Source organism: Leuconostoc sp. BM2, from assembly GCF_002095565.1.
GTDB classification, from domain to species: domain Bacteria; phylum Bacillota; class Bacilli; order Lactobacillales; family Lactobacillaceae; genus Leuconostoc; species Leuconostoc falkenbergense.
In genome coordinates this window covers 1-26,652 of the sequence record NZ_MOWQ01000026.1, presented here as the reverse complement: position 1 = coordinate 26,652, position 26,652 = coordinate 1, and the positions used below count along the sequence as shown (strand labels likewise).

At 38.9% G+C, this 26,652-nt stretch carries 29 protein-coding genes, 1 tRNA gene and 1 riboswitch; of the genes, 16 read left to right on the top strand and 14 right to left on the bottom strand.

What is annotated here, in order from left to right; translation table 11 throughout:
• Positions 1-476: 476 nt before the first annotated feature.
• The 3 genes from BMG01_RS07570 to BMG01_RS07565 all read left to right on the top strand — a co-directional run bounded on the left by BMG01_RS07570 (position 477) and on the right by BMG01_RS07565 (position 1,979).
• Positions 477-764: a bacteriocin immunity protein gene (locus BMG01_RS07570; RefSeq protein ID WP_004910369.1), complete on the top strand. Its 288-nt coding sequence runs from the start codon at positions 477-479 to the stop codon at positions 762-764.
• Between the two features lie 187 nt (positions 765-951).
• Entirely contained in the window at positions 952-1,122 is a 171-nt protein-coding gene (locus BMG01_RS11205; protein WP_004910367.1) for a hypothetical protein, read from the top strand.
• Between the two features lie 386 nt (positions 1,123-1,508).
• Positions 1,509-1,979 (top strand): helix-turn-helix domain-containing protein, encoded by a 471-nt coding sequence (locus tag BMG01_RS07565; RefSeq protein WP_004910366.1) that lies wholly within the window; start codon positions 1,509-1,511, stop codon positions 1,977-1,979.
• Between the two features lie 157 nt (positions 1,980-2,136).
• Here the strand turns inward: BMG01_RS07565 and BMG01_RS07560 are convergent, their stop codons facing one another.
• The gene (locus BMG01_RS07560) at positions 2,137-3,003 is read right to left on the bottom strand and encodes a helix-turn-helix domain-containing protein (RefSeq protein ID WP_004910364.1); all 867 of its coding nucleotides are present in this window, start codon (positions 3,001-3,003) and stop codon (positions 2,137-2,139) included.
• 493 nt (positions 3,004-3,496) lie between these two features.
• On the opposite strand from BMG01_RS07560, the gene BMG01_RS07555 reads away from it, so the two are divergent.
• Both BMG01_RS07555 and BMG01_RS07550 read left to right on the top strand, forming a co-directional pair.
• Positions 3,497-4,090 carry a hypothetical protein gene (locus tag BMG01_RS07555; RefSeq protein WP_004910363.1) on the top strand — a complete coding sequence of 198 codons (594 nt, stop codon included), beginning with the start codon at positions 3,497-3,499 and terminating at the stop codon, positions 4,088-4,090.
• A gap of 97 nt (positions 4,091-4,187) precedes the next feature.
• Positions 4,188-4,790 (top strand): helix-turn-helix domain-containing protein, encoded by a 603-nt coding sequence (locus BMG01_RS07550; RefSeq protein ID WP_004910362.1) that lies wholly within the window; start codon positions 4,188-4,190, stop codon positions 4,788-4,790.
• A gap of 84 nt (positions 4,791-4,874) precedes the next feature.
• Here the strand turns inward: BMG01_RS07550 and BMG01_RS07545 are convergent, their stop codons facing one another.
• From BMG01_RS07545 to BMG01_RS07535, 3 genes are all read right to left on the bottom strand, one after another.
• Positions 4,875-5,318: a hypothetical protein gene (locus tag BMG01_RS07545; protein WP_004910361.1), complete on the bottom strand. Its 444-nt coding sequence runs from the start codon at positions 5,316-5,318 to the stop codon at positions 4,875-4,877.
• Positions 5,319-5,322: 4 nt separating this feature from the next.
• The gene (locus BMG01_RS07540; RefSeq protein ID WP_004910360.1) at positions 5,323-5,523 is read right to left on the bottom strand and encodes a helix-turn-helix transcriptional regulator; all 201 of its coding nucleotides are present in this window, start codon (positions 5,521-5,523) and stop codon (positions 5,323-5,325) included.
• Positions 5,524-5,620: 97 nt separating this feature from the next.
• Entirely contained in the window at positions 5,621-6,610 is a 990-nt protein-coding gene (locus BMG01_RS07535; RefSeq protein WP_004910359.1) for a hypothetical protein, read from the bottom strand.
• Between the two features lie 263 nt (positions 6,611-6,873).
• Between BMG01_RS07535 and BMG01_RS07530 the strand changes: the two genes are divergently transcribed.
• Positions 6,874-7,386 carry a DoxX family protein gene (locus tag BMG01_RS07530; RefSeq protein ID WP_004910358.1) on the top strand — a complete coding sequence of 171 codons (513 nt, stop codon included), beginning with the start codon at positions 6,874-6,876 and terminating at the stop codon, positions 7,384-7,386.
• 80 nt (positions 7,387-7,466) lie between these two features.
• Here the strand turns inward: BMG01_RS07530 and BMG01_RS07525 are convergent, their stop codons facing one another.
• Both BMG01_RS07525 and tyrS read right to left on the bottom strand, forming a co-directional pair.
• The gene (locus BMG01_RS07525; RefSeq protein ID WP_004915090.1) at positions 7,467-8,456 is read right to left on the bottom strand and encodes a D-2-hydroxyacid dehydrogenase; all 990 of its coding nucleotides are present in this window, start codon (positions 8,454-8,456) and stop codon (positions 7,467-7,469) included.
• A gap of 50 nt (positions 8,457-8,506) precedes the next feature.
• Complete coding sequence (tyrS, locus tag BMG01_RS07520; protein WP_004915094.1) at positions 8,507-9,754, bottom strand: tyrosine--tRNA ligase; 1,248 nt, start codon at positions 9,752-9,754, stop codon at positions 8,507-8,509.
• Between the two features lie 369 nt (positions 9,755-10,123).
• Here tyrS and BMG01_RS07515 point away from each other — a divergent pair, with 369 nt between their 5' ends.
• On the top strand, positions 10,124-10,885 hold the full coding sequence (locus BMG01_RS07515; protein WP_004915097.1) for a DUF975 family protein: 762 nt from the start codon (positions 10,124-10,126) through the stop codon (positions 10,883-10,885).
• A gap of 18 nt (positions 10,886-10,903) precedes the next feature.
• On the opposite strand, the gene BMG01_RS07510 is transcribed toward BMG01_RS07515, so the two are convergent.
• Positions 10,904-11,731, bottom strand: coding sequence for a glucose 1-dehydrogenase (locus BMG01_RS07510; RefSeq protein WP_004915100.1), 828 nt, complete (start codon positions 11,729-11,731; stop codon positions 10,904-10,906).
• 122 nt (positions 11,732-11,853) lie between these two features.
• Here BMG01_RS07510 and BMG01_RS07505 point away from each other — a divergent pair, with 122 nt between their 5' ends.
• From BMG01_RS07505 to BMG01_RS07490, 4 genes are read left to right on the top strand one after another with little or no spacing between them, the layout of a single operon-like run.
• A complete protein-coding gene (locus tag BMG01_RS07505) occupies positions 11,854-12,192 on the top strand; it encodes a PadR family transcriptional regulator (RefSeq protein ID WP_004915101.1) in 339 nt (112 codons plus the stop codon).
• Entirely contained in the window at positions 12,189-13,538 is a 1,350-nt protein-coding gene (locus tag BMG01_RS07500) for a DUF4097 family beta strand repeat-containing protein (protein WP_004915103.1), read from the top strand. Before BMG01_RS07505 ends, BMG01_RS07500 begins: the two co-directional genes overlap by 4 nt.
• Before the next feature lie 32 nt (positions 13,539-13,570).
• Positions 13,571-13,765, top strand: a complete 195-nt coding sequence (locus BMG01_RS07495) for a hypothetical protein (RefSeq protein ID WP_004915105.1) — start codon at positions 13,571-13,573, stop codon at positions 13,763-13,765.
• A gap of 20 nt (positions 13,766-13,785) precedes the next feature.
• Positions 13,786-14,049, top strand: coding sequence for a PspC domain-containing protein (locus tag BMG01_RS07490; RefSeq protein WP_004915107.1), 264 nt, complete (start codon positions 13,786-13,788; stop codon positions 14,047-14,049).
• A 35-nt stretch (positions 14,050-14,084) separates the two neighbouring features.
• Here the strand turns inward: BMG01_RS07490 and BMG01_RS07485 are convergent, their stop codons facing one another.
• Positions 14,085-14,969, bottom strand: a complete 885-nt coding sequence (locus BMG01_RS07485; protein ID WP_004915111.1) for an alpha/beta hydrolase — start codon at positions 14,967-14,969, stop codon at positions 14,085-14,087.
• Positions 14,970-15,116: 147 nt separating this feature from the next.
• Here BMG01_RS07485 and BMG01_RS07480 point away from each other — a divergent pair, with 147 nt between their 5' ends.
• The 3 genes from BMG01_RS07480 (at position 15,117) to BMG01_RS07470 (ending at position 17,748) form a co-directional block, all read left to right on the top strand.
• Positions 15,117-16,577 (top strand): glutamate--cysteine ligase, encoded by a 1,461-nt coding sequence (locus tag BMG01_RS07480; RefSeq protein ID WP_004915114.1) that lies wholly within the window; start codon positions 15,117-15,119, stop codon positions 16,575-16,577.
• A gap of 290 nt (positions 16,578-16,867) precedes the next feature.
• Positions 16,868-17,641, top strand: coding sequence for a 2-keto-4-pentenoate hydratase (locus tag BMG01_RS07475; RefSeq protein ID WP_004915116.1), 774 nt, complete (start codon positions 16,868-16,870; stop codon positions 17,639-17,641).
• A gap of 36 nt (positions 17,642-17,677) precedes the next feature.
• A tRNA-Ile gene (locus BMG01_RS07470) sits at positions 17,678-17,748 on the top strand.
• On the opposite strand, the gene BMG01_RS07465 is transcribed toward BMG01_RS07470, so the two are convergent.
• Positions 17,749-18,747 carry a YeiH family protein gene (locus BMG01_RS07465; protein WP_004915118.1) on the bottom strand — a complete coding sequence of 333 codons (999 nt, stop codon included), beginning with the start codon at positions 18,745-18,747 and terminating at the stop codon, positions 17,749-17,751.
• A 115-nt stretch (positions 18,748-18,862) separates the two neighbouring features.
• On the opposite strand from BMG01_RS07465, the gene BMG01_RS07460 reads away from it, so the two are divergent.
• The gene (locus tag BMG01_RS07460) at positions 18,863-19,681 is read left to right on the top strand and encodes a LysR family transcriptional regulator (RefSeq protein WP_004915120.1); all 819 of its coding nucleotides are present in this window, start codon (positions 18,863-18,865) and stop codon (positions 19,679-19,681) included.
• Here BMG01_RS07460 and BMG01_RS07455 read toward each other — a convergent pair.
• Both BMG01_RS07455 and BMG01_RS07450 read right to left on the bottom strand, forming a co-directional pair.
• Positions 19,676-20,245, bottom strand: coding sequence for a xanthine phosphoribosyltransferase (locus BMG01_RS07455; RefSeq protein WP_004915122.1), 570 nt, complete (start codon positions 20,243-20,245; stop codon positions 19,676-19,678). The two genes, BMG01_RS07460 and BMG01_RS07455, sit on opposite strands and share 6 nt — an antisense overlap.
• Positions 20,242-21,576, bottom strand: coding sequence for a nucleobase:cation symporter-2 family protein (locus BMG01_RS07450; RefSeq protein ID WP_004915126.1), 1,335 nt, complete (start codon positions 21,574-21,576; stop codon positions 20,242-20,244). Before BMG01_RS07450 ends, BMG01_RS07455 begins: the two co-directional genes overlap by 4 nt.
• A gap of 74 nt (positions 21,577-21,650) precedes the next feature.
• A riboswitch (purine riboswitch) is annotated at positions 21,651-21,748 on the bottom strand.
• Positions 21,749-21,947: 199 nt separating this feature from the next.
• On the opposite strand from BMG01_RS07450, the gene BMG01_RS07445 reads away from it, so the two are divergent.
• A complete protein-coding gene (locus BMG01_RS07445; RefSeq protein ID WP_036067910.1) occupies positions 21,948-24,440 on the top strand; it encodes a BspA family leucine-rich repeat surface protein in 2,493 nt (830 codons plus the stop codon).
• Positions 24,441-24,478: 38 nt separating this feature from the next.
• Here BMG01_RS07445 and BMG01_RS07440 read toward each other — a convergent pair whose 3' ends face one another.
• The 3 genes from BMG01_RS07440 to lepB are packed head-to-tail and all read right to left on the bottom strand — an operon-like array spanning position 24,479 to position 26,443.
• A complete protein-coding gene (locus BMG01_RS07440) occupies positions 24,479-25,402 on the bottom strand; it encodes a magnesium transporter CorA family protein (RefSeq protein ID WP_004915131.1) in 924 nt (307 codons plus the stop codon).
• The gene (locus BMG01_RS07435) at positions 25,399-25,863 is read right to left on the bottom strand and encodes a GNAT family N-acetyltransferase (RefSeq protein ID WP_004915134.1); all 465 of its coding nucleotides are present in this window, start codon (positions 25,861-25,863) and stop codon (positions 25,399-25,401) included. Before BMG01_RS07435 ends, BMG01_RS07440 begins: the two co-directional genes overlap by 4 nt.
• Positions 25,832-26,443 (bottom strand): signal peptidase I, encoded by a 612-nt coding sequence (gene lepB / locus BMG01_RS07430; RefSeq protein ID WP_084013453.1) that lies wholly within the window; start codon positions 26,441-26,443, stop codon positions 25,832-25,834. The genes BMG01_RS07435 and lepB overlap by 32 nt, the downstream gene beginning before the upstream one ends.
• Positions 26,444-26,652: the final 209 nt, after the last annotated feature.

Sequence of the window (26,652 nt, the reverse complement as noted above, 5' to 3'; positions counted from 1 at the left end):
AAAAGGTCATTCTGGAACTAAAACAAAAAATTTTGAAATAATAGAATGAACAAATATTAAAAAAAGCTTAATAATGTCTACTTAAAAATGATTATCAAATAATCTGGTTTATTGTCCACAGGATTACAGATGATTAGCATACTATGTATTCTACTTTCTCAACGGCAGTTGCGGTATAAAATAGACACTACTAGTTAATAGTAAAACACGCAGTCCCGCACTAACATAGATGCCAGTTTGCTCATCAATATTATTGCTAGTTACTCCCCTAAAAATAGCAATGCTCAAAAAATACATAAAAGCAGTAACAATTGCAAGTAAGGTCCATTTATTTGTATATAAATTAACAGGTTGCTGTACTGTTTAAAATAAAACGAATAATGCAATCATGCCTATAATTAAAGCAGTCACTTTATACATTGGCATTGCTAATGTTCGATAAAATAATATATAATCAGGTGAAGAGGACTTTAGTTATGTCTAATGACATTGATTTGTTAAATCAAATTACCGATTTAATTTTAGATAAAAATATTAATTCAGAAGAACGGCATGCGCTACTAGTAGCAAAGTTAAATTTAGAAAAACATCAATACTTACCTAAAATCATTTCTGATTTAAAAGCCAGTTTAACACCACTGGCTATGAAAAATAGTCTTTCTGCAGCATTATCCCCGTTTTATTTGCAGATAACAAGTCAAGAATTTGCTGACAAATACCAAGGTTTGGGCTATGGCCTTGGTATGAATTTTGGTAGCCACTAAACCACAAGAACATCATTTGGCTACACCCAACCGTTCTGAATTTGTATTCTTTAAGAAGCAATGATATCTTTTAACAAGCCATATTTTGATTTTTAGCTTGCACGGCGTATCTTGGTACAGTGATGATAAGGGCCCTTGGCTGAATACCATTAAGCATTAGTCCTTATTATAGAAAGGTGCTGAAACAATGAAGCATGAAACATATATATCTATCTTGATTGCAGCGTTATTGTTTCCTAGTGCTTTTTGGCTTATAACACTTGTTGATTATACGGCACAAATAAACACAACAATAATTATCACGATAGCAGCTCTGCCGATTATAATATTTTCTGCTTACAAAATTTTTAAAAAATAACTTAGCATGGAAAGATACCTTAATTTATAGTGTCTAAAATTCACCTAGCATATCCAATATCATCTTTCGGCTATGTTAAGCCAGTAAAAACAATCAGCATACCCTTTTCATTTAAATCCTATATGTCTGTATTAGAAAATGGATTAAATGAATTACGAGGACCAAACATCTTTTTATCATATTTCATGTACTGATCTGAGTTCCCAATATCACTGCGATATAGTATACGAGATAGTTAAGCAAAGGTCGAGCAAGTATCCTTTTGCATACTGATTTCATGCTTTTAATAGTGCTTTTTGCTGTTTTTTTTTGCTTTCTATCAGTAGCAAATTTTATTTGCTTTATTTATATAAGAAGAATTGTAATAATAAGTTTAGGAGAACATTATGAACTTTGGACAAAAATTAAAATCAGCTCGCATGAACATGAATCTAACACAACAAAAAATCGCCGATGATTTTTTCATCACCAGACAAACAATATCAAGTTGGGAAAATAGCAATAGCTATCCCGATATTATGACCCTAATTAAACTAAGTGATTATTTTGGATTTTCTTTAGATGAAATATTGCGGGAAAACCACAAAATGCGCTTATTTCTGGAAAAGCAAACAGTTAGAAGTGATTTGAGACCGGTCTATCGGAATATAGTAGTGATTGTGGTTATTCTGTTGGTGATAGAGTTGTTAGACTTATTCAACGTTATTAAGTTTGGCTGGATTGGCTGGGTAATCTGGCTCGTCTTCTTGCTTAACGTTCGCGTATTATCTATGTTAAACAAATTCGATGATTCAAATACGATGGACTTTAAATATCCTTGGCAAAAAACAATCAAAAAATTTTTGAAATCTAAGTAAACATGCTTTTTTTAAGTGTTGTGGTCAAAAAATAATCAATATCACTTTCAATTGTCATAATCAAAAAGCCGATGAGATGTCATTCTCATCGGTTTTTTTGGTTTTGGTAAAATCTACCTCTCTCGTTCTGACATGTTACCACTAACCATCTACTTCCCTATGCCTTATTTGGCTTGAGTATACTTTCTATAAAATAAAGAATATCATGATATTCTTTCGTATATCCAAATCGTTTAAATACCGCTAAATCATCAAGCATATCATCATATATTTGTTGATCGAACCCTTGTTTTAAACTAAAAAGTTTTGAGTAGGTTAAGTAGTAGATTGTGTCGGTCAAGGTCCTAGTGTCTAGGGAGACAAATTTTTCAAAGGCTTGCAAATACAATTGCGCATCCTTCATATTATTTCTCTCAAATGCTAGCACCGTGGCATTATGGGCGTACGCTATTTGCAAATAATGCTTTTGCACAGCGCTAAAAGGCAGTTTATCTAATGAACGGATCATTCTGTTATGGTAGCTCCGAATAAAAGTATCATCAAACAAAAACAAAACATCAAGATACATCAGAATGTCATTTAAAAACCACGTTTCAAACCCAAATAAATAATTCTGAATTTCATACGTTATTTCTTCACGATTTTCTAACGGCAAATTATTAATTTTAGCATAGACCGCTTGAACGCGTAATGCGTTGATTTGGTGCTTTTTAATTTTCGTCTTGTCGTATAAAAGCAACTCTTGATTGATTAAGGTTTGACTATTTTGTTTATTATAGTAAGCTGCATACAACTTTTTCTGATAGTCCTGAGAATCAATCAAGCCATCAGGATTGGCCAACATAAAAAATTCCGTCGGATGAATATCAAGTTTATCCAAAAAACGTAATAAAACATTGGCATCAATATTGCCAGATTTCTCCATTCGCGATAATGCTGCTTGTGATGTAATATCTTGGGCCAACTGCTGTTGACTCAATCTTCTAGAGACTCTAATTTTTTTCAGCAATTGTCCTTGATTCATACTCATCCCCCACCCTCACAATAAATTTTATCCGATTTTGCATAAAATGTTGTGCGTTATTATTTAAAGCATATCATACACTTATACAGTTTATTTGCAAAAAGAACATGAAGAGAGGTATAACATATGCACTTTTTAATGACTCTATTTTTCCCATGGCTCCCCACTGGTGGCCTGTAATAAAAACTAAAAATATTATTCTGCCGTTAAAAAAATCTTAAATAATATGGCATGATGACAAACCATCAACTTGGATTGCCATTTTTTGTCGTGTTAGGTAACACCCGATTCACAGGGCCACGTCGCGTTCACTGGCTCAAGCATATTCACGAAAACCTATGAAGATTTTAACGTCGACACTGGAAAATATACAGTCAAGCACAACGACCCGCATTGGCGCTAAGAAATTGAAGCGGACCATAACGGGTAATAATCAGTTTACACACTATTCATACCTATTTGATAAATACGATTAATTGGAGCAAAACCATTTATGATTGATAACCTCTATACATCCTTACCAATAGCTTCTATCAAAGATAAAGTCACCATTTTTTTCGTCGACGCTTCAATGACTGACAAATTGGAAAGCTTGTATTTGCAATTTATTTCGGAACTACCGCGAGTTAATCCAACATACGCCACCTTTTTAAAGAAAAAATGGCATCAAATTGCCTTAGTTTTTTTAGTGGAAACCATACTGGTCACCACGTTGATTATGTTTTGGTTAGTCGGTGGGCAATTAAACATCAGCTTAATAATGATATCAATGTTTCTATACGGCGTTGTGATTTGCTTAGCGCTTTTCCGATTAAGGCAATACAGATTATTGAAAAAAGGTACTTTTTTATTTGCTGATTATCACCAAAACGGCTTTCAATGGCCCAAAGATAACGTTCCTATCAATCAGCCGTGGCAAGTTTTATATGTGCTGGAGTTTGACAATCATTTCGTCATCCACCTAGTACTTGAGGTATCATACGTGCTAATGCTAAAACGCCGCGCAATTTATATTCCTAAATCAAAATTATCTTTAGCTGATGTACGCGCATTACAAGAATCAAGCATCAGAGTGACTAGAAATTAGTGCTTATCCTACAACAAAAATAAGGCAAGCAATGAATCATTGCTTGCCTTATTTACAGTTTACATTCAGACTATATCTAAACATAGGAGGACAAGTTATGCGGTTTGGTGAACGGCTAAAAAAAGCACGATCAGATATGAATTTAACACAAGGAGATGTCGCTAATGAACTTTATGTTACTAGGCAAACTATTTCTAGTTGGGAAAATGAAAAAACTTATCCGGATATTTCTAGCTTAATTCAATTAAGTAATTACTATCAGATTTCTTTAGATACTTTACTCAAGGAAGATACTGGCATGCGCGAGGATTTGGAAAAAAAGTATGTAACGGTGAATATGAAGAAAATATACTGGAAATTACAGCTTTGTTTTTTCATCTTACTCTTATTGTTTATTGCTAACGTACTAGATATTGTCCATTTAGGCATATTTTATATACCATTTCTATTCGTGTTTATTGCTATCGCAATGACACTAGATAATATTGGAGAGTTTGATAGGAACAGCACTCTGGGACTAAAGTACAAATGGCAAAAATATATTGCTGGTGACATGGGTTCTATTTATACACTAATACTGCCCATTATGTCATTTTTATTCGGCATCATTTGCCTACTTTGGAATAAGGGCAACCCATGGTGGTCTTTTATTTGTGCTGGTTTGCTACTGTGGGTTAATCATAAAAGCACCAATAAATAACTTTTAACGATAAAAAGCAACTAATTGATAGCGAAGTGGCGAAACGCTCGTTATCAATTAGTTGCTTTTTCCTGCTAGGCTAAGCTATTGCTGATCATATTTATGCCACAATACATAGTATTGGATATCCGGAATGATAAATGCGCAAGCAATCCATCCATTCAAAACATAAAATAATACTTTAATTGAAAAAATGTCCATGACCCATATGGCGATTAATAATAGCCATAATGTCATGACTAGCGAAACAAAAGTATTAATAAGCGCACTGTGCACTTTGAGTGCAATGTCCCGATCCCGCTCATCCTTGGCAAAATACAATTCATCTTTTTGGTTGCCCATTCGAACATGATACTTTTTGGAGACATAAATCCTCTCAAAAATTATTGCTACGAATGACACTAATATTATCATCGTGGCTATTTGGCGCATATTATTAATCATCAAAATAGAAAACAAAATAAATCCTATTTGCCAGATTTTGTTCATCCAGAACGTAAAACGGACTATTCTCTTACTATCACTCATATTATTATTCCTCCACATTATTAACAAACAATTCATCAACCGACGTATGCAAAATATTAGCCAAATCAAAAGCAAGCTTGAGTGACGGATCGTACTTATTATTTTCGATGGCATTAATTGTTTGCCGTGTCACGCCAGTCAAGGTTGCTAGCTCTGCCTGAGATATTTTATTGGTCGATCTAAAATCTTTGATATAATTTTTCATCTTAGTCCCCTACAAAACAAAAATGTAAAACATGTTTTACACTTATAGTAAAACATCTTTTACATTTACTGTCAACCTTAAATTTTATTTCAACGCATCAAGACAAACGAATACTCTGTAATCTCTTGACGAGATCACAGTATTGCGCGCGATCCAAGTCTTCTTGTTCAAAGTCATTTTTGCATATTGCTAATGTTTCTTGTCCGGATCTTGTCAATGCAATTCCCGCAGACATTGCTGCGTCTAGCGATTCTAAAATATTATGCGTAAATTCTCGTATGCGTTCCAAAGAGGCATCTTGGGTAATCATCGTCGCGATCACGCCTTCCACATCATCAAAACGCGCCATTACACCAATAAAGTCTGACGGTCTAGCAGCTGTATGAATCATCATGTCAATTTCCTGAAAAAATTCCACAACTTCAGGCAAACTTTCAGCATCATAATGAACAACTTGATCGTGTAATTCAGCTAATACATCAAATAAATAGCCACGCATTTCCTGTTTAAAATGTGGTAACACATCATGAAATTGCTTAATCAAACGCCGCCATTCATCAATTGTCAGGATTCTTGGCGTTGTATAGCCTGCCCTTAACGCATTATATTGTGCAGCAATTAGCGGATCGCTTTTAGCTGGTTCAAATGCAGCCAAAATATCAGCCGCGACACGACGCAACTGGGTAGCCGTCACATTTTGAGAAAGTGATAGCTGTTCAACCAAAGTTCGCAACTGTTTTAAATGGGATGAGACTTGATCGACGGAATTTTCATCCCCAAGCGCGCTTACTTCTGTAATTAATTGATGATAAAGTGTTAAATATTCAGGATTTTCAGCAACTTGACGTCGCATTGCAAAATCATCAACACCACGCAATAAACCACCAGCAAATTGTCGCAATTCAGCAGGTTGCAAGACAGTGCAAGTCCAGCCTTCTCGTGTCGCAATTTGTTTTTTAGCGTCAGTAGCAGCTTTAGTCAAACTATGTCCAGTAACATTCATATCAGCTAAAACCTCAGCCGCGCTACCTCGGGCTTGATCATCCATCAAAGCCTCATTTAAATTGATGACGTGATTTTTTACCATAAATTCTACCCCCATTCACGGTCATTACTTCAAGTGTATCGAAAATAGTTACCCTTTTTGTGACTACTTTGTGAAAAAACTGACCATAATTCAAGCATATTTGACAGAAACACTCACATCAATCTTATCAATTATTTTTCATGGGCTTATTTCGAAATTTTAAGACTAAACAAATTGTTTGACATTTCACAAAACACTCTGTATACTTACTATTTGTAATTGATATTACAAATTGAAATTAAATATATTTAGGAGAGAATATTATGATTCAATGGCTACGCAATTCCAAAATTGCAATGGGAATTTTGACTGTTTTACGTGTTTACTTAGGTTACCAGTGGACGCTTAATGGCTGGGGAAAAATCACAGCAAAAGGTGGCTTTGATGCCTCTGGTTTAATTATGGGTGCCATTAAAAACCCTGTACTAACACCAGATAAAACAGCTGCTTTCCCTTGGTATGATTGGTTCTTAAATGTTACGACCAACCACGGTCAATCAACGGCTGCCTTTTCATTTTTAGTCGCTTGGGGTGAATTGCTAGTTGGGCTAGGTTTGGTGTTTGGTACGTTAACCTTAGCAGCTGCTTTCTTTGGTCTCGTTATGAACTTTTCATACCTTGGCGCCGGCGTTGTATCAGTGAATCCAACGTTCATTTTCATTGGGGCTTTGCTATTAATTGGTGGTTACAATTCAGGCAAAATCGGTTTGGACCGCTGGGTAACCCCATTCCTACGTGCTAAGCTACCATTTTTACAAAACGACATTAAACTTTAAACGACTAAAAAAACAGTGATTATTGACTATCAATAATCACTGTTTTTTTAGTCGTTGCATCACTTTTTAATTTGCTGAGCTCATCTCAAAATTTCATTTTCGGTGAAACCGCCATTGACCATGATGACTGCATCATTTAGTGCCATTTCAACCATATTTTTAATGGCCGTACTCGTGTAAAAAGCGATATGCGGTGACAACAAAAAGTTATCATAAGCTACTAACCGTTGGATATTTTCTGGCAATTCATCAACTGTTTGCTTTTGGTCCATGAAGTCATTTTCATTTGGTGCCACATCAAAAGCAGCACCCGCTAATTGACCGCTGGCTAATGCTGATTCCAAAGCTGTCATATCAACAATTTCACCACGCGCAAAATTTAACATGATGGTACCCGGTTGTACTTTTTCAAAAAATGCGCGATCTGCCAGTCCACGTGTCTCATCATTTAATGGCGTATGAAAGCTAATCACATCGGCACGACGCAATGCCTCATCTAATGTCGTATACGTCACAAATGGTTCATTTTGAGCGCGGTAAACGGGATCTACTCCCAATACTTGTGCGCCAAGCGCGTGCAACATTTCTGCCAAAGCAGTACCAATGCGGCCCACACCAATAATTGCCACTGTTAGGTCATGAATTTCACGCGCCTGTCCACCAGCAGCCCAAGTGTAATCCCCTTGTGCCATAGCACGGTCGAATTTTTTATTATGACGAATCAGATTAAATAACTGCGTTAACGTATACTCAGCAATGGCGCGTGGTGAGTAGGCCGCAACATTTGATAAGCGCACATGATTGGCAAAGGCAGCGGGCAAATCAAAAACATCATAGCCCACTTGGCGCAAGGCGATTTGTTTAATATTAAGTTGTGATAATCGCTCATAAACTGGTGGATTAACTGATGTCGTTTGTTGTGTTGAAACTGCATCAAAACCACTAGCACGATCAACAGTCTCTTCGTTTAGTGGTTGGTCGATTGTGACCACTTCGTGCCCCGCTTTTTCAGACCACTTCTTAACGTATGGCAATTCATCCGCTACGGCGTTATACATTAAAATTTTCATGATATTATCCTTTCAAAAAAGCACGACCGTTAAGTTGGCCATGCTAAAAGTTATTGTACTTTACCCAAGAAATACTTTTTCTTACCACGACGCACTAACACAAATTGACCGTCATAGTGACTTGCAGGGTCAATCACTGCCTCAAGGTCTTTGATCTGCTCACCATTAATTCTGATGGCACCATTGGTTACATCTTCACGGGCTTGACGTTTAGAGTTTTCTATTTGCCCATCAACCAAAAAATCAACGATGTTTTTAGGTGCTTGTTCAATCTCAAAGCTTGGTACACCACCAAAGGCATCCGCAATTTCATCAGCGGACAAGTCGGCAACATCACCACTAAACAAAGCTGCTGACAAACGTTCTGCCTCTTCAACAGCAGATTGTCCATGAACAAACTTTGTCACTTCTTGCGCCAAACGACGTTGTGCTTCACGCGCACCTGGATTTTCTTGTGACGCTTTTTCAAGTTCATTAATCTCATCAACCGATAAGAAAGTAAAGTATTTGAGGTATTTCACAACATCAGCGTCACTTTGGTTGTACCAGAACTGGTAGAACGTATAAGGTGACGTTTTTTCAGCATCTAACCAAATGGCATTGCCTTCAGACTTACCAAACTTCTTACCAGTGGCGTCTGTCATCAAAGGAATTGTCAAACCAAACGCCTTTGCTTCGTTACCTTCAATTGCATGAATCAAATCAATCCCGGACGTGATATTGCCCCACTGATCTGAACCACCAATTTGCAATTGAACGTTGTGTCGACGCCACAATTCATGAAAATCAATACCTTGCAGAATTTGGTAGGTAAATTCAGTAAATGAAATACCCGTTTCCAAACGTGAAGCAACGACATCTTTTTTCAACATGACATTAATTGAGAATAACTTACCATAATCACGCAAAAAGTCTGTCAGCGTCAGCTTACCCAACCAGTCATTATTATTAACAATTTGCGTGTCACCAGCACCAAATAACTTCGTCACTTGCGCTGTAATACCCTGCTCGTTAGCAGCGAGTTGTTCTGGTGATAACAATTTACGTTCAGTTGTCGGACGTGGATCACCAATAGCGCCTGTCCCACCACCGATGATGATAACTGCTTTACCACCAGCATTTTGGAAACGCTTTAGCACCATAAATGGAATCAAGTGTCCCAAGTGTAATGATGGTGCTGTCGGGTCAGTTCCAACATAAGCGCCAATTTTGTCATTGATCATTGCTTCTAACAAACCGGCTTCGTCCGTTACTTGGTTGAGGGCGCCACGCCATTTCAAGTCTTCAATAAAATTCATCAGTATCTCCTTGTTTTAAAATCATTTTTAACAGCAAAAATCGCCCTAATCTGAATAGAATAGGACGATTTTCACCGTGGTACCACCTAAATTGTAAGTCATCGGACTCACCACTTAATATTGCCTTATCGCGGCCTACGTCATTGTCTAAACGTTGTGTAACTCAACAATATTTTCGGATTAGCTCACAGCAACCGCTAACTTTCTGATACACGCCTAATATTGCCTTTATCAACGTAATGAATATTTTTATTATACCAGAATTTCATTCTAAATAGTAATTTTTAATCTTTAATTAGATAGTGGTATTTTTGTGACCATTTTCGACTATGTTATAATTGAATATATTACGTCAGAGGGAGAACTGATATGAATTCAATTCGAGAAATTAAACACGCAGCTTGGTCGCGCGTCACACAAAGTTTTGGCGCGGCGTTTTTGCTAGCACTGATTCCGGTTATCTTAGAGTTTGTCAGTAGTGCCGCCACTGCAAGGGACCAATTGCGCAATACCGATACTGTCGCATCAACTGGTGGCAGTATTGGTAAAAGTGTAGCAGTTGATGCTGGCACTATTATCACAATTATTGTCGCTGTTTTAATCAGCCTAATCATTGTCTTTGCAATTTTAGCATTATTCATTGCTTTAATTGAAATGTTTGCAGAAAGCTCGACCGTTGGTTTCCTTACTTGGTCTGAAGAAGACGAGAAACCCGCCAAGCCTTTCGTTGCTGGCTTAACACTAATCAATGGGACAGTTTATAAAATTGCTTATGTTCGTGCCATCTATTCAATGCTTTGGGCATTGCTATTCATTGTCCCGGGTATTATCAAGTCATTTAGCTATTCACAGGCAATCTTAATTTACCGTGATGATGTTCAAAACAACCGTGAAATTCGTACAGCACGTCAATATTTGAAAGCATCAGCTGAGATGATGAATGGTTATAAGGGGCATCGTTTCTTGCTTAGTTTAAGTTTGATTGGTTGGTCAATTTTGACAGCCCTAACTGGTGGATTTTTAGCTATCTTCACTACACCTTATTTCTTAGCAGTCAATGCTTCATTCTATCAAAACCTACGTGGTTTAAGAGATGCGCAACATATTAATGATAAGAGTACAGTCTTGTGAGCAATCACAAGGCTTTTTTTAACCCTTACCACCTTGAAATTCATTATATAAGGTAATTCCGCCATCAATGTAAAGTGTTGTCCCCGTAATATAACTTGCCTCTTTAGAAATTAACCACATGGCGGCGTTAGCCACGTCAATCGGGTCACCAATTTTTTTCATTGGAATCATATTAGTCGTTTCTTGCTTGACAGCAGGATTTTTAAAGCGCTCTGCATTGATTGGCGTATCAAGTGCACCCGGCGAAATCGCATTAATACGGATACCACGTTCAGCATATTCCAGAGCAGTTGTCTTGGTAAACATCAACACACCAGCTTTCGCTGTGGCATAAGACGCGTATGTTGGCCACGGAATCGTGTCATGTATCGACGAAATGTTAATAATGTTACCTTGAATTTTGTGCGTCAAAAAGTGATTAATTGCAATTTTTGACCCTAAAAATACACCATCCATGTCAACGTGTAATACCCGCTGCCAGTCATCATAGCTCACCAAATGCGTCGCTTCTTGTATTTCAAACCCCGCATTATTAACCCAAACATGAATCTCACCAAAATGTTGGATTGCGGTGTCATAAATTGCTTGAATGCCCGCCTCAGTACCAACATCAGCTTGCACCGCAACTGCCCGACCGCCAGCAGACTCGATTAGTTGTAACAATCCGTCAACGACATTTTGTTTGGCGTTTAAGTAATTAACGACAACGTTCATTGCTTCAGCACCAGCATGTCGAGCAATAGCTTCGCCGATACCAGAAGAGGATCCAGTTACCACAATGGTTTTTCCTGACAAATCAGGATACCGCGTATGAGGGTGATTATTTTGTGTTGTTTGTTGCGTCATAAGACTAACTCCTTTTGAGCATTATTATACACAGAAAATATGATTTTTTTGTAAAATTAAGTAAATTACTTTGACAAGCACAGTAGTTTATTATATTATATAAGCATACGAGGTAATTTACTATGGAAATATCAAAAGATCTCATTCGAGGTCACACTGATACGATTATTCTGAATATCTTAAATCAAGGTGATTCTTACGGTTATCAAGTTTCAAAATCTATTCGGCAATTGTCAGACCATCAATATGAACTCAACGAAGCAACCCTTTACACTGCTTTTCGTCGACTTGAGAAACTTGGTGATATTGAGAGCTATTGGGGCGACGAAACACAAGGCGCACGTCGAAAGTATTACCGTATCACCTCACAAGGTCAAGACCATCTAGCCACGGCGCTAGATGAATGGCGATTTGCTAAAAAAGTGATCAGCAATCTGATTAGTGGGAGAATCGAATTATGACATCAATAGAAATGGAAATTAGAACACGTTTAGATGTTATTTTTTCAAAATATACACCGAACGCTCAGCTAACCGAGTTCAAAGAGGAACTAGTCGCTGATTTAATTGAGGCTTATCAAGACTTTGCCAAAACTGACCGTTCTCATGACGAAGCATTGGATGATACTTTTGATCAGCTCGGTGATATTGATACTGTTTTGAAAGAATTAAGCGAACAAAAATCAGCAACCAAAGATGATACACAATCAGATGAGCAGGAACAAGCAACCGAAAACAGCAAACGGTCATTTGTAGATATCTCTGATGAAGGCGTACACATTGGTAATCTTCACATTAACAGCAAAGGGGTTCGCCTTGGTGACGATATTGTCATTGACGGCGAACACGACAAAGTGCAATTTGGCGACTGGCTACATGTTGATCATGAAGGCGCACGAGTTGACGACAAGTATTATCAATTTGAAGGTGATCAAGGTCATTATGATTTTGAGACACATACACTTAAGGAACCATTTTGGACCAAAGCACATCACAATATCACGATTCCAACAAGTGACAAACCATTCATTTTTGATTACAAGGACGCCAGCGTCAGTTTTTATACCAATGACAAAACTGATTTAATCACGGTTGATGAATACTTCAGTCGCGACAATGCCCGTTACTTTGCCCGTATCTCAGAAACAGATGATCATGTCCTCATTTCACAAGGCGATCATCCAATGCTTTTCCATGTCAAAACTGCGATTCAAATTGGCTTACCACAAAACTTCCACGCCGGAAGAGTGACGACAATCAACCATTCAGGAAGTCTATATGTCAACAGCATAGCACTTGAAGAATTCAACGTCAGTGTGTATTCTGGCAGTTTCAAGGCACAACATATTACAGCCAAAAGTGGTCTATGGCGGGTCACTTCTGGGACGATCAAAGCCAGCGATGTTAAGTTTGAAACTGCTGAAATTGAAAATAAATCAGGCAGTATCAAATTAGAAAAAACTGTCATCAATGACGCTACCGTGTCGGCACATTCTGGTTCAATTCGTATTGACGATTTTGTTGGGGGCGGTCACTTTAAAGCTAACTCGGGCGCAATCCGGTTACGCCTTTCAAAATTGACGCGTGATTTAATTTTAAAAGCCAATTCTGGTTCAATTCGCGTTACCGCACCAAACAATCAAGATTTTAATTTTGAATTATCAGCGCATTCTGGCAGTGTGTCTGTTGAGCGCAGTAATATTCATTTCGAACAAAATACTGGCAGCTACAAACGCGGATTCGTTGGAATAGATCCCGAGTTTGCCATAGAAGCACAAGCTAATTCGGGTACTGTTAAAATTTATTAAGGAGTGTACGGTCAAACGTACAATATCATCACATGAAAGAACACTACAATCATATTCACGTAGGCCACGATCATGGCCTGCAAGCTTACGGCGTTGGTTTCCTATTAGCTGGCGGCATTCAATTTGCGACATCTCACGATTGGTGGTCAACTTTGTGGCACGCGTTCTTAAGTTGGGGCTACATTGGTTACTATATTGCCGAAGTCGTTCAAAAAGTTATTCATTAAAAACAAGGAGAAATATCATCATGGCTAAAAATAAAAAATTAACACGTTCACGCAACAATCGCTTAATTGGCGGTGTTCTCGGTGGATTGGCTGAATATTTTGGTTGGGACGCAACACTTGTCCGTGTCATCTTCGTTTTTGTATCATTCTTTTCAGCTACTTTCCCGGGTATTTTGGTTTATATCCTAGCATGGATCTTAATGCCTGATGCACCAAAAAAGTCTCACTATTACTCTGATCAGACGAGAAAAGACGTCACACCAGATGATACTGATCGTCCATAATAAAAAAGATTGATGATTTCACGCATCAATCTTTTTTATTGCCTTATAAAGGCTAACTTTTGCTGATAAATATTATCAGTGTCAAAATCACTGGGTCCGTGGTGAGCACCAGACACCCAAGTTGTTTTGGCTGATTGACCAACGATATCGCCATATTCTTGCGCTAATTTGACACTTTGTAAATACGGTACAACATCATCCGCCGTCCCTGCCAACAAATACAGTGGTGGCATTTTTTGACTAAAATAAGTCGCCGGATTAGCTTGTGCAACCAGTTCTGGCACATCAGCCGGTCGCTGATTATTTAACATAATGCCTTCAAATGACAACTTTGAACCAGTCTCGGAGAATTTTGGTGTTATGCCTAACTTTTCAAACTGTGGCACAAATTGGTCAACTTGGTAAGGCCCGTATAAGCCAATTACATGCGAAATTCGAGGTAACTCACCAGATGTTGCACCTTCCGGTTTTTCACCTAACATAGCACCACCCGAAATACTGGCTGCAGTCAAAACGGCCAATTGAGCACCGCTTGACTCACCAATCAACACCACATCAGTCATATTTAACCCATACGTTTCAGCATGAGCAACTAAAAATGACAGTACCGCGCGAATTTCAGCAATTTGATTCGGAAAATGATTCGTGTGAACGGTATTGAGTGAATAGTTTGGACTCACAACGGCGTAATGATCAGCTAAAAATCGCAAACTTGGTTGTAATTTGTAAGAAGACTTTTCCCCACGTAATAAGCCCCCACCATAAATATCTACAATAACCCCAACTGTATGTTGCGTCTTTGGTCGGTAAATATCAAGCTGATGACGCGTACCGCTAGCATAATCAACATCACGAAAGACCGTTATATTATCCGGCACTTTAGCCGGAACGTATTGATAAATTTTATCTTTGAATAACATACCCTTATTATAGTTTGGGGCGTATCTTAATACAAATATTTCGATTACAAAGGTTGTATCAAACGCTTATTCTAAAATACATATTTCACCCTTTTAAAACGTAAATGCGGTAAAATGAGGTAAATATCATTGTTGGGGTAACATTATATGTCCGAAAATCTTGACCACTTAAAACGCAATCATTTCCTTGACCTATTATTTGCTGGGCGCTTTGGAATTGAAATCGAAGAACACCGCGTCCAATTAGGACAACCGCGATTATCGCAGCATCCCCACTCACGCAAACTTGGCACTCGAAAAACCAATCCTTACTTCCAAACTGATTTTTCAGAGAGTCAAGAAGAGCTGGTGACTGCGCCAAAACATGCTTCAAAGGATGCTTTAGCCCATCTACATGAATTGCAAACCATCTTGAGCAATGAACTAGCAGAAGATGAAATCATTTGGCCACTTTCCATGCCGCCTCATCTCAATGAAGACGATGTTGACTTCTTATTGACACACTTTGAACGCCCATGGTATCAAGAATATCGTGAAGAATTAATCGCTCGCTATGGTTATTATCAACACATTATGACCGGCGTGCATGTCAATTATTCACCAGCTGATAATTTGATTGATTGGTTTGGATCCCAACATCATATTCAATCCTATCCAGCTGCCAAAAATCGGTTATATTTCCAAATAGCGCAACAAGTCACCGGTTATCGTTGGCTGCTAACCTATCTATTTGGCGCAAGTCCTGTCACTGAAAACAGTGCTGACAACTTACCCAATAATCGACTCGATATCCAGCCAGTACGTTCTTGGCGTGCCAGTGATTTTGGTTTTGCCAATCGCCCCGAAATTTTAGTGGATTATTCAGATTTTGAAACCCATATTCGCCAAATTAGGCAATACATTGCCAATGGTTATTTCTATGACAAAAGCGAGTTTTACGGTCCAGTCCGACTCAAAGGCCCCGGAGAAATTGAAGATTTGATTCAAAACGGCGCTAATTACATGGAATTTAGAATGTTTGATACAGATCCATTTTCATTAGATGGTATCTCCCAAACCGCTTTGAGTTTTCTACATCTGCTGATTATCGACGCAATTGTTAACCCACAACCTTGGCCAAAACACAGTGCCGAAGGTGCACGCGCCTTTAATCATGTTGTAGCGTTGGCACACCCAGATGAACCACTCAGCAGCACAGCTACCCAACACGCTCGTAATTTGTTGACACGCTTAGCAGAAATTGTTGCCGTATCACCAGCTGATTTGCGTGACGATTTTAATCAGGCGTTAGATTATGCCAAAACGGCATTAGATAATCCAAGACAAACGATTGGTGCTCGTCTCGCTAGCTTCATTAAAAATGACTCACTAACCACCTATGCTGTAACACGTGGACAAGCCATTTTAAAAACACGTCAACAAGCCAAAGATAATTTTGTTTTTGTACCAAAAAACCTACAAAAAACTTATATTCAAGCGCATAAGCTTGGCTTTAAAACACTCATGCGCGAGGATAATCACTTACAAGTCACTTATGGTGACAAAGTTTGGGCTTTTATGAGTGACGAAGACCTCACAAAATATCTGCCAAATCATGTCGAAAAATGATTTTAAAATGAGAAAAGTAAAATTAACATTGCTTTTCTTTTTTTATTGTTTTATAATTAATCACATGAACAAGCAAATGACTTCACAAGTAAACAACACAATTATCAACGCGATTATTATTATTTAGTAATCGGGTTGTTATTTTGCGTAACGACTCGCTGCATGCCTGTCGTTACGGTTTCAAGTGACTTAAATCTCATTTGATAGCGTAGCTGCTATTGAATGAGATTTTTTATTTGCCATAGCACAGTGACTACCACTTTGGTAGCACAATATCTCGGAGGAAAATTATGACGACATCACAAGAATTAGCTAACCATTTATATCAGGCTTTCGCCACCAATACGCCACTTGACCGCGACGCTTTTGTTGGCGTTGTCAACAGTTTTGAAGAGGCGTATCAAGTACAAGATGCCGTTCTTAAGCAAAAAGGTGAACCAGTCGCCGGCTATAAAGTGTCATTGACATCACCTGAAACACAAGCGATGTTCGACTCAGATTCCCCACTTTATGGTGGTCAACTGGCCAACAAATTCTTACCTTCTAATACTAAATTTCACCTGAGTGATTATAATGAACCACTTGTGGAAGTTGAAATGCTCTTCACAGCCAAAGAAGATCTCACGCCCGACATGACACCGGAAGAATTGCTACAACACACAACCGTCGCACCAGCACTGGAATTGCCCGACGCACGCTTTGCCAATTGGTTTCCAAAATTAGATAAATATTTAGTTTTGAGTGACACTGCTGTCGGTGGTGCTGTTGTTTATGGAACGGCTCGTGACGGTGCTGACTTGACACTCAAAACACTAGCTGATGTAAAAGCTGTTCTCACCCACAATGGTGAAGAAGTAGCCAGTGGTCAAGGATCTGAAGTACTTGGCAACCCTGTTTTCTCTTTGAAGTGGTTAGTAGGCAAATTATTTTCACAAGGCAAAAAATTCCCTGCGGGAACACATGCTTCAACCGGCACATTTTTACTACCACCATCTTTGACGGCGGGTACTTGGTCAGCACAATTTAGTGACGATTTTGGCACTGTCACTGTCGAAGTCGATTAACAAAAAAAGATGTTTCACATGAAACATCTTCTTCATAGGCTTGTAGCTCAATGGTAGAGCGTTGCGCTGATAACGCAGAGATAGAGGATCATTCCCTTTCGGGCCGATTAAAACAAAACATGAATTAAAATAACCGCCAAAACAACTTGTACGAAACCTGTGACCAAACCATAACTCAGGAACTTGCTACCAGATTTCTTAATAATATCCAGTTTCAAGTTTAGTCCAATTCCTGCTAAGTTAACAACACCGAAGAAACCAGAAACTTCTTTTGCCCCTAACGTCAGCAAATGTGGCATTGGCAAAAAACTATTAACTAACAGCAAAATAACGAAAGCAATGATGAACCATGGAATTTTAAGCCCTTTTGAAGCAACTTTTGTCTCACCGTTTCCCTGGTCACGCTTTTGTGCCATCTTAGCAAATACCAAGACAACGACCGTTAACATGATAACCCGCAACATTTTAAACAAAGTCGCATAGGTCACAACTGTTGGGTTAATTAAGGCCGCCGTTCCAACAACTTGACCAACTGACTGAACAACACCACCAACTAATGCACCTAATAATAAATTATGATTGCCAACTAAGTGTGGACCCACAACTGGCAGCAATAGCAATAACACCACACCAGTTAAACTAACAGTCGCAACTGCTGTACGCCGTTGATCATCATTGGCACCAATGGCCGGCGCCACCGAGGCAATGGCACTTGAACCACAAACCGCATTGCCAGCTCCCATTAACATGGCTGACTTATCACTGACCTTAAATAGTCGGCCACCCATCCACAGCACAATAATAATTGTTAATGTCATTTGAATTAGAATAAAGGCCAACCCGTTGATGCCCAAATTCTCGATGGTTCGCAATGTTACGGTCAGTCCCATCAAAGCAATACCAATTTCGATCGGATATTTTTCCGCCCATTTCATCCCCGGTGCAAATGAACCGCGATTTAACACAGTGTTGCCTAATAAAATACCTAACAACATCGCAATCGCTTCTGCGCCCAAAAAAGGTAACCAGTTCGCCAAAATTTTAGCGACAAAAGACAAAATTAAGGTAATGATAATACCCGATACCATATTTGCTTTTATTTTCATGTTCTCTCCCGTCAATCCTTAAAGTTATAATACAGATAATATTACCCCTGCATTTGCTATTTGTAAAATAAATATTTATAATGTATTCAATTAAAAAGATTAATAGGAATGGGCTATGTTCAAATTATTACAAACATTCATTGCAGTCTATGAAACGCGGTCTTTTTCAAAGGCAGCAGACCAATTATTTATCTCGCAACCCAGCGTCAGTGTACATATTAAGCAACTGGAAACTGAATTAAAAACAACCCTATTTGACCGAAATGGCCGTACCGAATTAGCACCGACAACTAATGCCCGTATGTTGTATCAGCGGGCGCTAGCGCTTTTAGATGATTGGCAAAAGACCACCGACAGTCTTGTTCAAAATCAACGGATCACTATCAAGATTGGTGCCTCGCAAACGTCAGCAACCGTCTTATTGCCTAAAATGGTAGCTCATATTAAAAAAGATGATTTCAATACCACTGATTTCCAAATCGAAATGCATAATTCCGAGGAAATTCTAGCTGGTGTATTGAATCATCAGTTTGATATTGGCTTAATTGAAAAGCCGATTACACATGATTTTATTGTGCGTGAAGCCATTGCTGCCGACCAGTTAGTGCTAGCCGGTAATCTTAGTAGCGACCTATGGCTGGTGCGTGAAAAAGGTTCTGGTGTATATCATTACACGCAACAATATTTCAAGCAAGAAAACATTGTCCCAGACCATTTTCTAACCATTGCCAACAACGACGTGATTGTCAAAATGCTGGCAGAAAACTTTGGTAAGTCGATTGTCAGTATTCAAACACTGCCCAATGGCGTCCCTTATCAATCTTTAAATAGTAATTTTAATCGTTCATTTTATTTAATTCGCTCAGCGCATGAAAATCGTGCTGATGTCTTGAAATGGCATAAACATTTCGCAAAAATTGCCACCCAATTATAGAAATTCAACTTGACCGTTGACAAAAGCCTTAATTCTTGCCAAACTTTCCACATGAATACCACGCTCATCTAGTAGCTGGCGTCCTTTTTGGAAAGTTTTTTCAATGACAATACCGGCCCCAACAACGTTTAAATCAGCATCTTGGGCAATTGTTAGTAAACCATCAACCGCCTGACCGTTAGCTAAGAAGTCATCAATAATGAGCACATTCTCGCCTGCTGTCAAAAAGCGCTTGTCAATCATGATATGATTGGTTGTTTGCTTAGTAAATGAATAGACGTCAGCAGTCCACACATTATCTGGCAACGTTAATGACTTGTTTTTACGCGCAAAAACAACCGGCACGTGTAGCGCCAATCCAGCAAAAACGGCTGGTGCAATACCAGAAGTTTCAACCGTTAGGACCTTATCAATCTTCTCATTAGCAAATAAACGCGCAAACTCTTGTCCCATTGCTTGCATCAGTTCTGGATCAATTTGATGGTTCAAAAATGAATCGACTTTTAAAACGTCTTCATTTAATACCCGACCATCTTTTTGAATGCGCTCTTCTAACAATTTCATTGTGCTAACCCCTTTTCAACTATTTTACCATCCATTACTTGTTCGCCGTCGTCATTAATTTTACCATTAAGAATCATGTTCAACACAACTGCTAAAATTGATGTCACGACCACACTGTTGGTCACAATCAGTTGAATGGTTTGTGGCAAATGCTGGAAAAATTGTGGGTAGACCGTCACGCCAATGCCACCACCAATTGATAACGCTGCAATCACTAAGTTTTTCTCAGAATCAAAGTTGACATGGCGTAAAATATTGACACCTTGCACACCAATCGTCCCAAACATAACAAACATTGCACCACCCAATACAGCACTTGGGATTATCGTTGCTAATGCGCCAAACTTTGGTAGCAAACCAATAATAATTAAAATAATTGCTGCAAAATAAATCGGTTGTTTCGTTTTCACGCCTGAAAGTCTAACCACACCAACGTTTTGACTGAAGGTTGAATAAGGAAATGTGTTAAAAATACCAGACAAAATGACCCCTAAACCTTCGGCTCGATAACCATTAGCCATGTCGTGTGCACTTAGCTTACGGCCAGTCAAATCAGCTAACGCAAAGTAAACACCCGTTGATTCAATCATACTCGTTAATACAATCACGATCATTGTGATAATGGCTGAGGTATGAAATGTCGGAACACCCAAGAAAAATGGCGTTGGCACGTGCACCCAAGCAGCGGAAGCAACAGGTTCAAGCGACACTTTACCTAAAAAGGCTGCAAACACAGTGCCTAAGATAATACCTAATAGAATTGCGATTGCTTTAACGAAGCCCTTAGCAAACAACATAAAACCTAAAATAATAATAATCGTGACTAACCCGACCAATAGATTGCTTAAATCACCATAACTCTTGGCACTCACATCACCGCCACCCCAATTCAGTAAGGCAACCGGTATCAAAGTAAAGCCAATCACTGTAATCAGAGAACCAGTGACAACTGGCGGAAAATAGGCACGCAATTTGGCAAATAGCCCACCAATTAGGAAAACAAAAATTCCGGCAGAAATGGTTGCACCATACATCGCACCAATGCCCAACGTACTACCTATGTTAATCAAGGGTGATACGGATTGAATGGCTGAACCAAGCACGACGGGCATGGCAATACCAGTTAATGGTGTTCGCTTCAGTTGTAGCAATGTTGCCACACCAGTCATCAAAATATCCACTGAAATCAAATAAGCCATCTGTGCCGCCGAAAATTTCAAGGCTGTTCCAATCAGCAAAGGCACCAACACACCGCCCGAATACATCGCTAGCACATGTTGTAATCCTAAGAACAAAGATTGTACTTTGTTTTGTTTCACCGCGTTATCCATTTTTCCCTCGATTTCTCGCTGCAATTAAAAAAACTGACCATTTCCCTATCAGAAAAGGCCAGCATTGTCTTGTAATCGAATACTAACTTGCGATAGTCGCACTTTTTGGCGTGCGGTAGAAACTAGGTCACCATTTTTAACCAATTATATCTGCAATTAATTTATGCTTATAGCTTATCAAATTACATGTTAAGAATGCAAGTTTTTCACGGTATTCTTTTTGCAGAGCAGTATTGTCATTACGTTTACAGCACTGAAATCGTGAACGACTGCAATTAAACATCAAAATTCACAATTTGTTCACTTAAAAGTCGTCTTATCTTCCACCCCCCCTAGTAGAATGAGGGTCTAGACTACTATGGAGTGGAAATATGCGTGTTAGAAAATCATTATATATTATCATCATCACCTTATTAATGACTTTATCAGGCCCTCTGCAAGCTGTGACAGCGTCTCAACTATCAGAAAAAAATAATAACCAACCAGCAACGACAATGCGGTTACCTAATGAGGGGCGTTCTGATTTGCAGGAATTGATTCAACGGGTGGATGCTAATGTTGGTGATGATTCTGCTGAGGGAAAATCATCAGAGTCAGAAGTAGATGAGCATGAGGAAGTCGAGCCACCGATTGAAGATAGTAATCTGCCAGAATCAGAGGAACAAGGTAATCAAAAATCAGTTGTAAAAGCTAAAGCACCAAGAGCCATCACAACTAATACCAACGGCACTTCCACTTGGACGTTTGATTCTGCTAATAGCTTGTTGGTCTTTGGTGCGGGTACGCTAGCAGAACGCATTGACAATAATTTAACGAATGCTGGTATTGACCCAACAACAGTCATCAATATTCAATTTAAAAGTGGCGTTGTCGCACCAACTGCTGTGACTTATTTGTTCGCTAATTTAACAAGATTATCTCAATTAATTGATTTGAGCCATTTTGATACATCATCAGTAAAGAGCATGGCATATTGGTTCCAACAGGACAGTGCCTTAGCAACACCAGATTTGAGTGCGTTCAATACGAGTAACGTGACTAATTTGACTTATATGTTTTCTGGAAGTGGTGTGACCAGTTTAGATTTGAGTAGCTGGGATGTTACCAAAGTAACAAGCTTTTCCAACATGTTTTTGAATGCAACTAAACTAACTACCTTAAATCTATCGACTTGGGGCGTTGAACGGACAGCGACGATGGTTGACATGAGTTATATGTTTAAAGACACTGTGAACTTAACCAATTTAAATCTGACCGATTTTAAGACGACTAATGTCACGAATATGGATTCTATGTTTCGCGGTACTGATGTCGGTATAGGCAACAAGCTAGTCAGTCTTGATCTCAGCGACTGGGACGTCACTAAAGTGACCAGATTCTCCGAAATGTTTCGGGATACAAGTAATCTAGCCACCCTAAATCTATCGACTTGGGGTGTTGGACGGACAGCGACTGATGTTACCATGCTTGGTATGTTTCATTTCTGTGGCACAACCAACATAGACATAGACTTAGACTTAACTGATTTTAAAACAACTAACGTCACAAATATGGCGCAAATGTTTAGAAGTAGCAGATTGACCAGTCTTGATCTTAGTTCCTGGGATGTTACCAAAGTGAGCCTTTTTGAGTTTATGTTTTATGGTTCACGTTTAATGACATTGAATTTAGCAAATTGGGGCGTTGGTCGAACTGCGTATTCTGTTTCAATGGGTTATATGTTTGCTGCATGTGGCGACATCAATTTAAATTTGACAAACTTCAAAACCTCAAATGTAATAGCTATGGAGTGTATGTTTGGCGAGAGCAGACTGACCAGTCTTGATCTTAGCGACTGGGACGTCACTAAAGTGCAATATTTTGGCAGAATGTTTTATAATGCAACTAACTTAACAAGTTTGAATTTATCAACTTGGGGTGTTGTACGGACAGCGACTGATGTTTACATGTATCAAATGTTTTCGGGAACAAGTTCCTTAACTAATTTAAACCTGACTAATTTTAAGACGACCAATGTTACTGACATGCGCCATATGTTTTACAAAACTGGGTTAACTAGTCTAGATTTGAGTGGCTGGGATGTCACTAAAGTGACAGATTTTGATAACATGTTTGATGAATCTAGCCTGAGAATATTGAACTTATCAGGATGGCATACTACTGGTTCTTCTGTCTTCCTTATGTTCTACAATACTACCAAGCTCTGGAAAATCACCCTAGGAGAAGATATTAAATTCGCAGAAAATCCTAAATTCACAGCGGCTCCTGCCATTGGCACAACGATTCCGGGTACAAGTTACAAGACGACTGCTGCCAGTTGGCAAATCGTTGGTAGTGGTACAGATTATTATCCTCAAGGGGCAATGGTCACAACGACAGAAATGTACGCTAATCGAACGGAACCAACGACTTATGTCTGGGCTAATCAGTCAGTTCAGCCAACACCTGCTATCAACACAATTTCATCCCTTACCTTTGGCACGTTAGGGGCTAGTGACTTCTTTAATGGCAATAGCCCTCTGGCAACCAACATGGCAACCGGCTTAGTGAGCTTAAAACATTTAGATAACAGTACAACGTATAATGTTACCGTGGCACAAACAAGCGACTGGACAACTGATGGTGAATCAGCTACGATTGCTAAGTCAAATTTGAAGATTAAATATGGCGCTAATGATTTGTCCACGGGAGCTTGCAGTTTCTGGTCGGGCACATCAGCGACTGCGACCAAGAGTATTGCTTTTAATCATGATGATACCAAAAACTTCAGCATTTGGTTGAACCCAAGCACTGTGCTTGATACAGCATTGCTTGGTAAGCAACTAGAATCAGAATTAACATGGACGTTGAGTGAGACGCCATAATAAAACGAATGGACAACAATAAGTTGCCCATTCGTTTTTTATTTCCTAAAGAACCCACTCAACAACAGTAACAAACTGACAACAGCCATCAATACTGCAGTAATGACGAGTGTCACCCACCAGCCACTTTGCGCTGCAGCAAATGGTAGCCACTTGACGTTTTCCCCATAAAAGCCACTAACAATTGTCGGTACAGTCAAAACAATGGAATAGACCGTCAAGACTTTCATCGTCCAGTTCAGGTCACGATTACTCAAATTTCCCAGCGCATCACTCACCGAATTAATCACTTCCATAGCCAAATTAGCCATGTGCTCAGCTTGCCCAACTTCGACACGAACATCATCAATATGTTCTAGCTCGAAATCTTGCAACGTTTTTTTGAAGTCCGTCCGATAATTATCCAGCATTGCATGATTATTGGCTAATGAATTTTGAATATAAATCATTTGCGTTTGCAAATGTAACAAATCATTCATTTGCTGTGTTGTACGTTTTTTCTCGGCAAATTGTGCTTGAATGACACGTCTTTTGCGATTAATAGACGTGATTTCATCAACATAGCGCGTCATTAATGAATAAAGCCCTGTCATAATGAAATCAAAGGCACTAATATCGTCATCAGCAGCACGAACTTGCTGATTTTGTGGCTCTAACAACACCGTTTTAATGTAATCAGTTGGCTCGTGCGTGAAAGTATAAACATCCCCATGTGCAAACAAAATGCCGATTGGTCGCGTTTCCACATTTTTAGGGTGATAAGAAATCACGTCGATTACCATTAATGCTTCATCAGCAGCATGATCGTATTCCATACGGACACTTTCATTGTGGTCGACCGCATAATTAATCATTTCATTGGTCAAATGATGCTCTGATATCAACCGTTGATGCTCTTCCGGCGTCAAATTTGACACGTGATACCATTTAAAATTTTTAACTGCTTTAACTGTGTCAATCATTTTCTACCATCCCTGTACGTCACATTCTGTGGTCTAGCAAGCTGAGATTTTCTAATCCGGACAAAGCCCTCACGATCATAGAATCGTTGTGCGCCAACATTAGCTAAAACTACTTTCAATTCTAGCGGTTCAGTCACAGCCTGACGCGCCCACTCTAACAAACGTGCCCCAATACCATAACCTTGCCAGCCCTCTTTAACAAATAACAAATGCAAAAAATGATCCCATTCAGACAGCGACGCAAAGCCGACAATCTCATTTCCAAAAACAGCTACCATCACTCGCTCACCACGAGAATCTGCCAAAAAATCAGCTGACCTAGGGTGTTTCACCCATGGAAAATGATGTTGTCGGCTCTCCAAATAAATACGCGCAACTGCGTCTGAATCTTCAGGTCGCATTGCGCGTAGTACAAGTTCGGTCGCTACTTTATTTGGCAAAAAACTCTTTTGATTGGTCATTGATGTTCTCTTTTGCTTTGGTATCTGAATTCCAAAATGGTACGTAAACCTTACCTAATATATGTTTCTTTTCAATAAAGCCAAACATGCGGCTATCATTTGATACGGAACGATGATCTCCTAGGACAAAATACATATTTTTAGGCACCACACTTTTGTTCTGATCTTTCTTTTGCCACAAATCCTCGCGAGCTGACAATGTCTTCAGCGTCCAATTTCCCCACGTGCCACTGGTGCGCTGATCGTTATCAATATAGTCTTGATTGACCTTTTTGCCGTTAACATATAAGTTAGCGCCGCGATGTTCCACTGTATCACCAGCCACCGCAATAGCGCGTTTCACATAGTCCTTATGCCCTGACTTGATTTGTGGATCTTCATGCGTTGCATCAAATACAATCACATCACCACGTTTAATCGTCGCCAATTTATTTTCGATAACAAGCTCACTATTTTCTAAACTAGGCCACATTGAAGGCCCATCAACTTTAACCAAAGTGAACCAAAAAGTCCGAATTAACATCGCAATGGCTAATCCAATGACAATTGGCACAACCCAATTTTTGATAAAATTTTTCACTTACTCTACCTCTTCAATATTACATCATATTATAACATATATCGGTTTCAAACATGATTGTATACAAAAAAGGCAACGCATTTGAAGTGAACCCAATAACTTGGACAAAATAAAAAAATGTCCAGAAAGTTATTGGGTTTTTCTATGTCTAAATATTCAAATGAATTTAAATTAATAATCGTCAACGAATGGCTGGTTGGTCAAAATGG

Bases quoted from the DNA above. Each gene is read 5' to 3' on its own strand.
- BMG01_RS07570 (WP_004910369.1), top strand. From the start codon at position 477: ATGTCTAATGACATTGATTTGTTAAATCAAATTACCGATTTAATTTTA.
- BMG01_RS11205 (WP_004910367.1), top strand. From the start codon at position 952: ATGAAGCATGAAACATATATATCTATCTTGATTGCAGCGTTATTGTTT.
- BMG01_RS07565 (WP_004910366.1), top strand. From the start codon at position 1,509: ATGAACTTTGGACAAAAATTAAAATCAGCTCGCATGAACATGAATCTA.
- BMG01_RS07560 (WP_004910364.1), bottom strand. From the start codon at position 3,003: ATGAATCAAGGACAATTGCTGAAAAAAATTAGAGTCTCTAGAAGATTG.
- BMG01_RS07555 (WP_004910363.1), top strand. From the start codon at position 3,497: ATGATTGATAACCTCTATACATCCTTACCAATAGCTTCTATCAAAGAT.
- BMG01_RS07550 (WP_004910362.1), top strand. From the start codon at position 4,188: ATGCGGTTTGGTGAACGGCTAAAAAAAGCACGATCAGATATGAATTTA.
- BMG01_RS07545 (WP_004910361.1), bottom strand. From the start codon at position 5,318: ATGAGTGATAGTAAGAGAATAGTCCGTTTTACGTTCTGGATGAACAAA.
- BMG01_RS07540 (WP_004910360.1), bottom strand. From the start codon at position 5,523: ATGAAAAATTATATCAAAGATTTTAGATCGACCAATAAAATATCTCAG.
- BMG01_RS07535 (WP_004910359.1), bottom strand. From the start codon at position 6,610: ATGGTAAAAAATCACGTCATCAATTTAAATGAGGCTTTGATGGATGAT.
- BMG01_RS07530 (WP_004910358.1), top strand. From the start codon at position 6,874: ATGATTCAATGGCTACGCAATTCCAAAATTGCAATGGGAATTTTGACT.
- BMG01_RS07525 (WP_004915090.1), bottom strand. From the start codon at position 8,456: ATGAAAATTTTAATGTATAACGCCGTAGCGGATGAATTGCCATACGTT.
- tyrS (WP_004915094.1), bottom strand. From the start codon at position 9,754: ATGAATTTTATTGAAGACTTGAAATGGCGTGGCGCCCTCAACCAAGTA.
- BMG01_RS07515 (WP_004915097.1), top strand. From the start codon at position 10,124: ATGAATTCAATTCGAGAAATTAAACACGCAGCTTGGTCGCGCGTCACA.
- BMG01_RS07510 (WP_004915100.1), bottom strand. From the start codon at position 11,731: ATGACGCAACAAACAACACAAAATAATCACCCTCATACGCGGTATCCT.
- BMG01_RS07505 (WP_004915101.1), top strand. From the start codon at position 11,854: ATGGAAATATCAAAAGATCTCATTCGAGGTCACACTGATACGATTATT.
- BMG01_RS07500 (WP_004915103.1), top strand. From the start codon at position 12,189: ATGACATCAATAGAAATGGAAATTAGAACACGTTTAGATGTTATTTTT.
- BMG01_RS07495 (WP_004915105.1), top strand. From the start codon at position 13,571: ATGAAAGAACACTACAATCATATTCACGTAGGCCACGATCATGGCCTG.
- BMG01_RS07490 (WP_004915107.1), top strand. From the start codon at position 13,786: ATGGCTAAAAATAAAAAATTAACACGTTCACGCAACAATCGCTTAATT.
- BMG01_RS07485 (WP_004915111.1), bottom strand. From the start codon at position 14,969: ATGTTATTCAAAGATAAAATTTATCAATACGTTCCGGCTAAAGTGCCG.
- BMG01_RS07480 (WP_004915114.1), top strand. From the start codon at position 15,117: ATGTCCGAAAATCTTGACCACTTAAAACGCAATCATTTCCTTGACCTA.
- BMG01_RS07475 (WP_004915116.1), top strand. From the start codon at position 16,868: ATGACGACATCACAAGAATTAGCTAACCATTTATATCAGGCTTTCGCC.
- BMG01_RS07465 (WP_004915118.1), bottom strand. From the start codon at position 18,747: ATGAAAATAAAAGCAAATATGGTATCGGGTATTATCATTACCTTAATT.
- BMG01_RS07460 (WP_004915120.1), top strand. From the start codon at position 18,863: ATGTTCAAATTATTACAAACATTCATTGCAGTCTATGAAACGCGGTCT.
- BMG01_RS07455 (WP_004915122.1), bottom strand. From the start codon at position 20,245: ATGAAATTGTTAGAAGAGCGCATTCAAAAAGATGGTCGGGTATTAAAT.
- BMG01_RS07450 (WP_004915126.1), bottom strand. From the start codon at position 21,576: ATGGATAACGCGGTGAAACAAAACAAAGTACAATCTTTGTTCTTAGGA.
- BMG01_RS07445 (WP_036067910.1), top strand. From the start codon at position 21,948: ATGCGTGTTAGAAAATCATTATATATTATCATCATCACCTTATTAATG.
- BMG01_RS07440 (WP_004915131.1), bottom strand. From the start codon at position 25,402: ATGATTGACACAGTTAAAGCAGTTAAAAATTTTAAATGGTATCACGTG.
- BMG01_RS07435 (WP_004915134.1), bottom strand. From the start codon at position 25,863: ATGACCAATCAAAAGAGTTTTTTGCCAAATAAAGTAGCGACCGAACTT.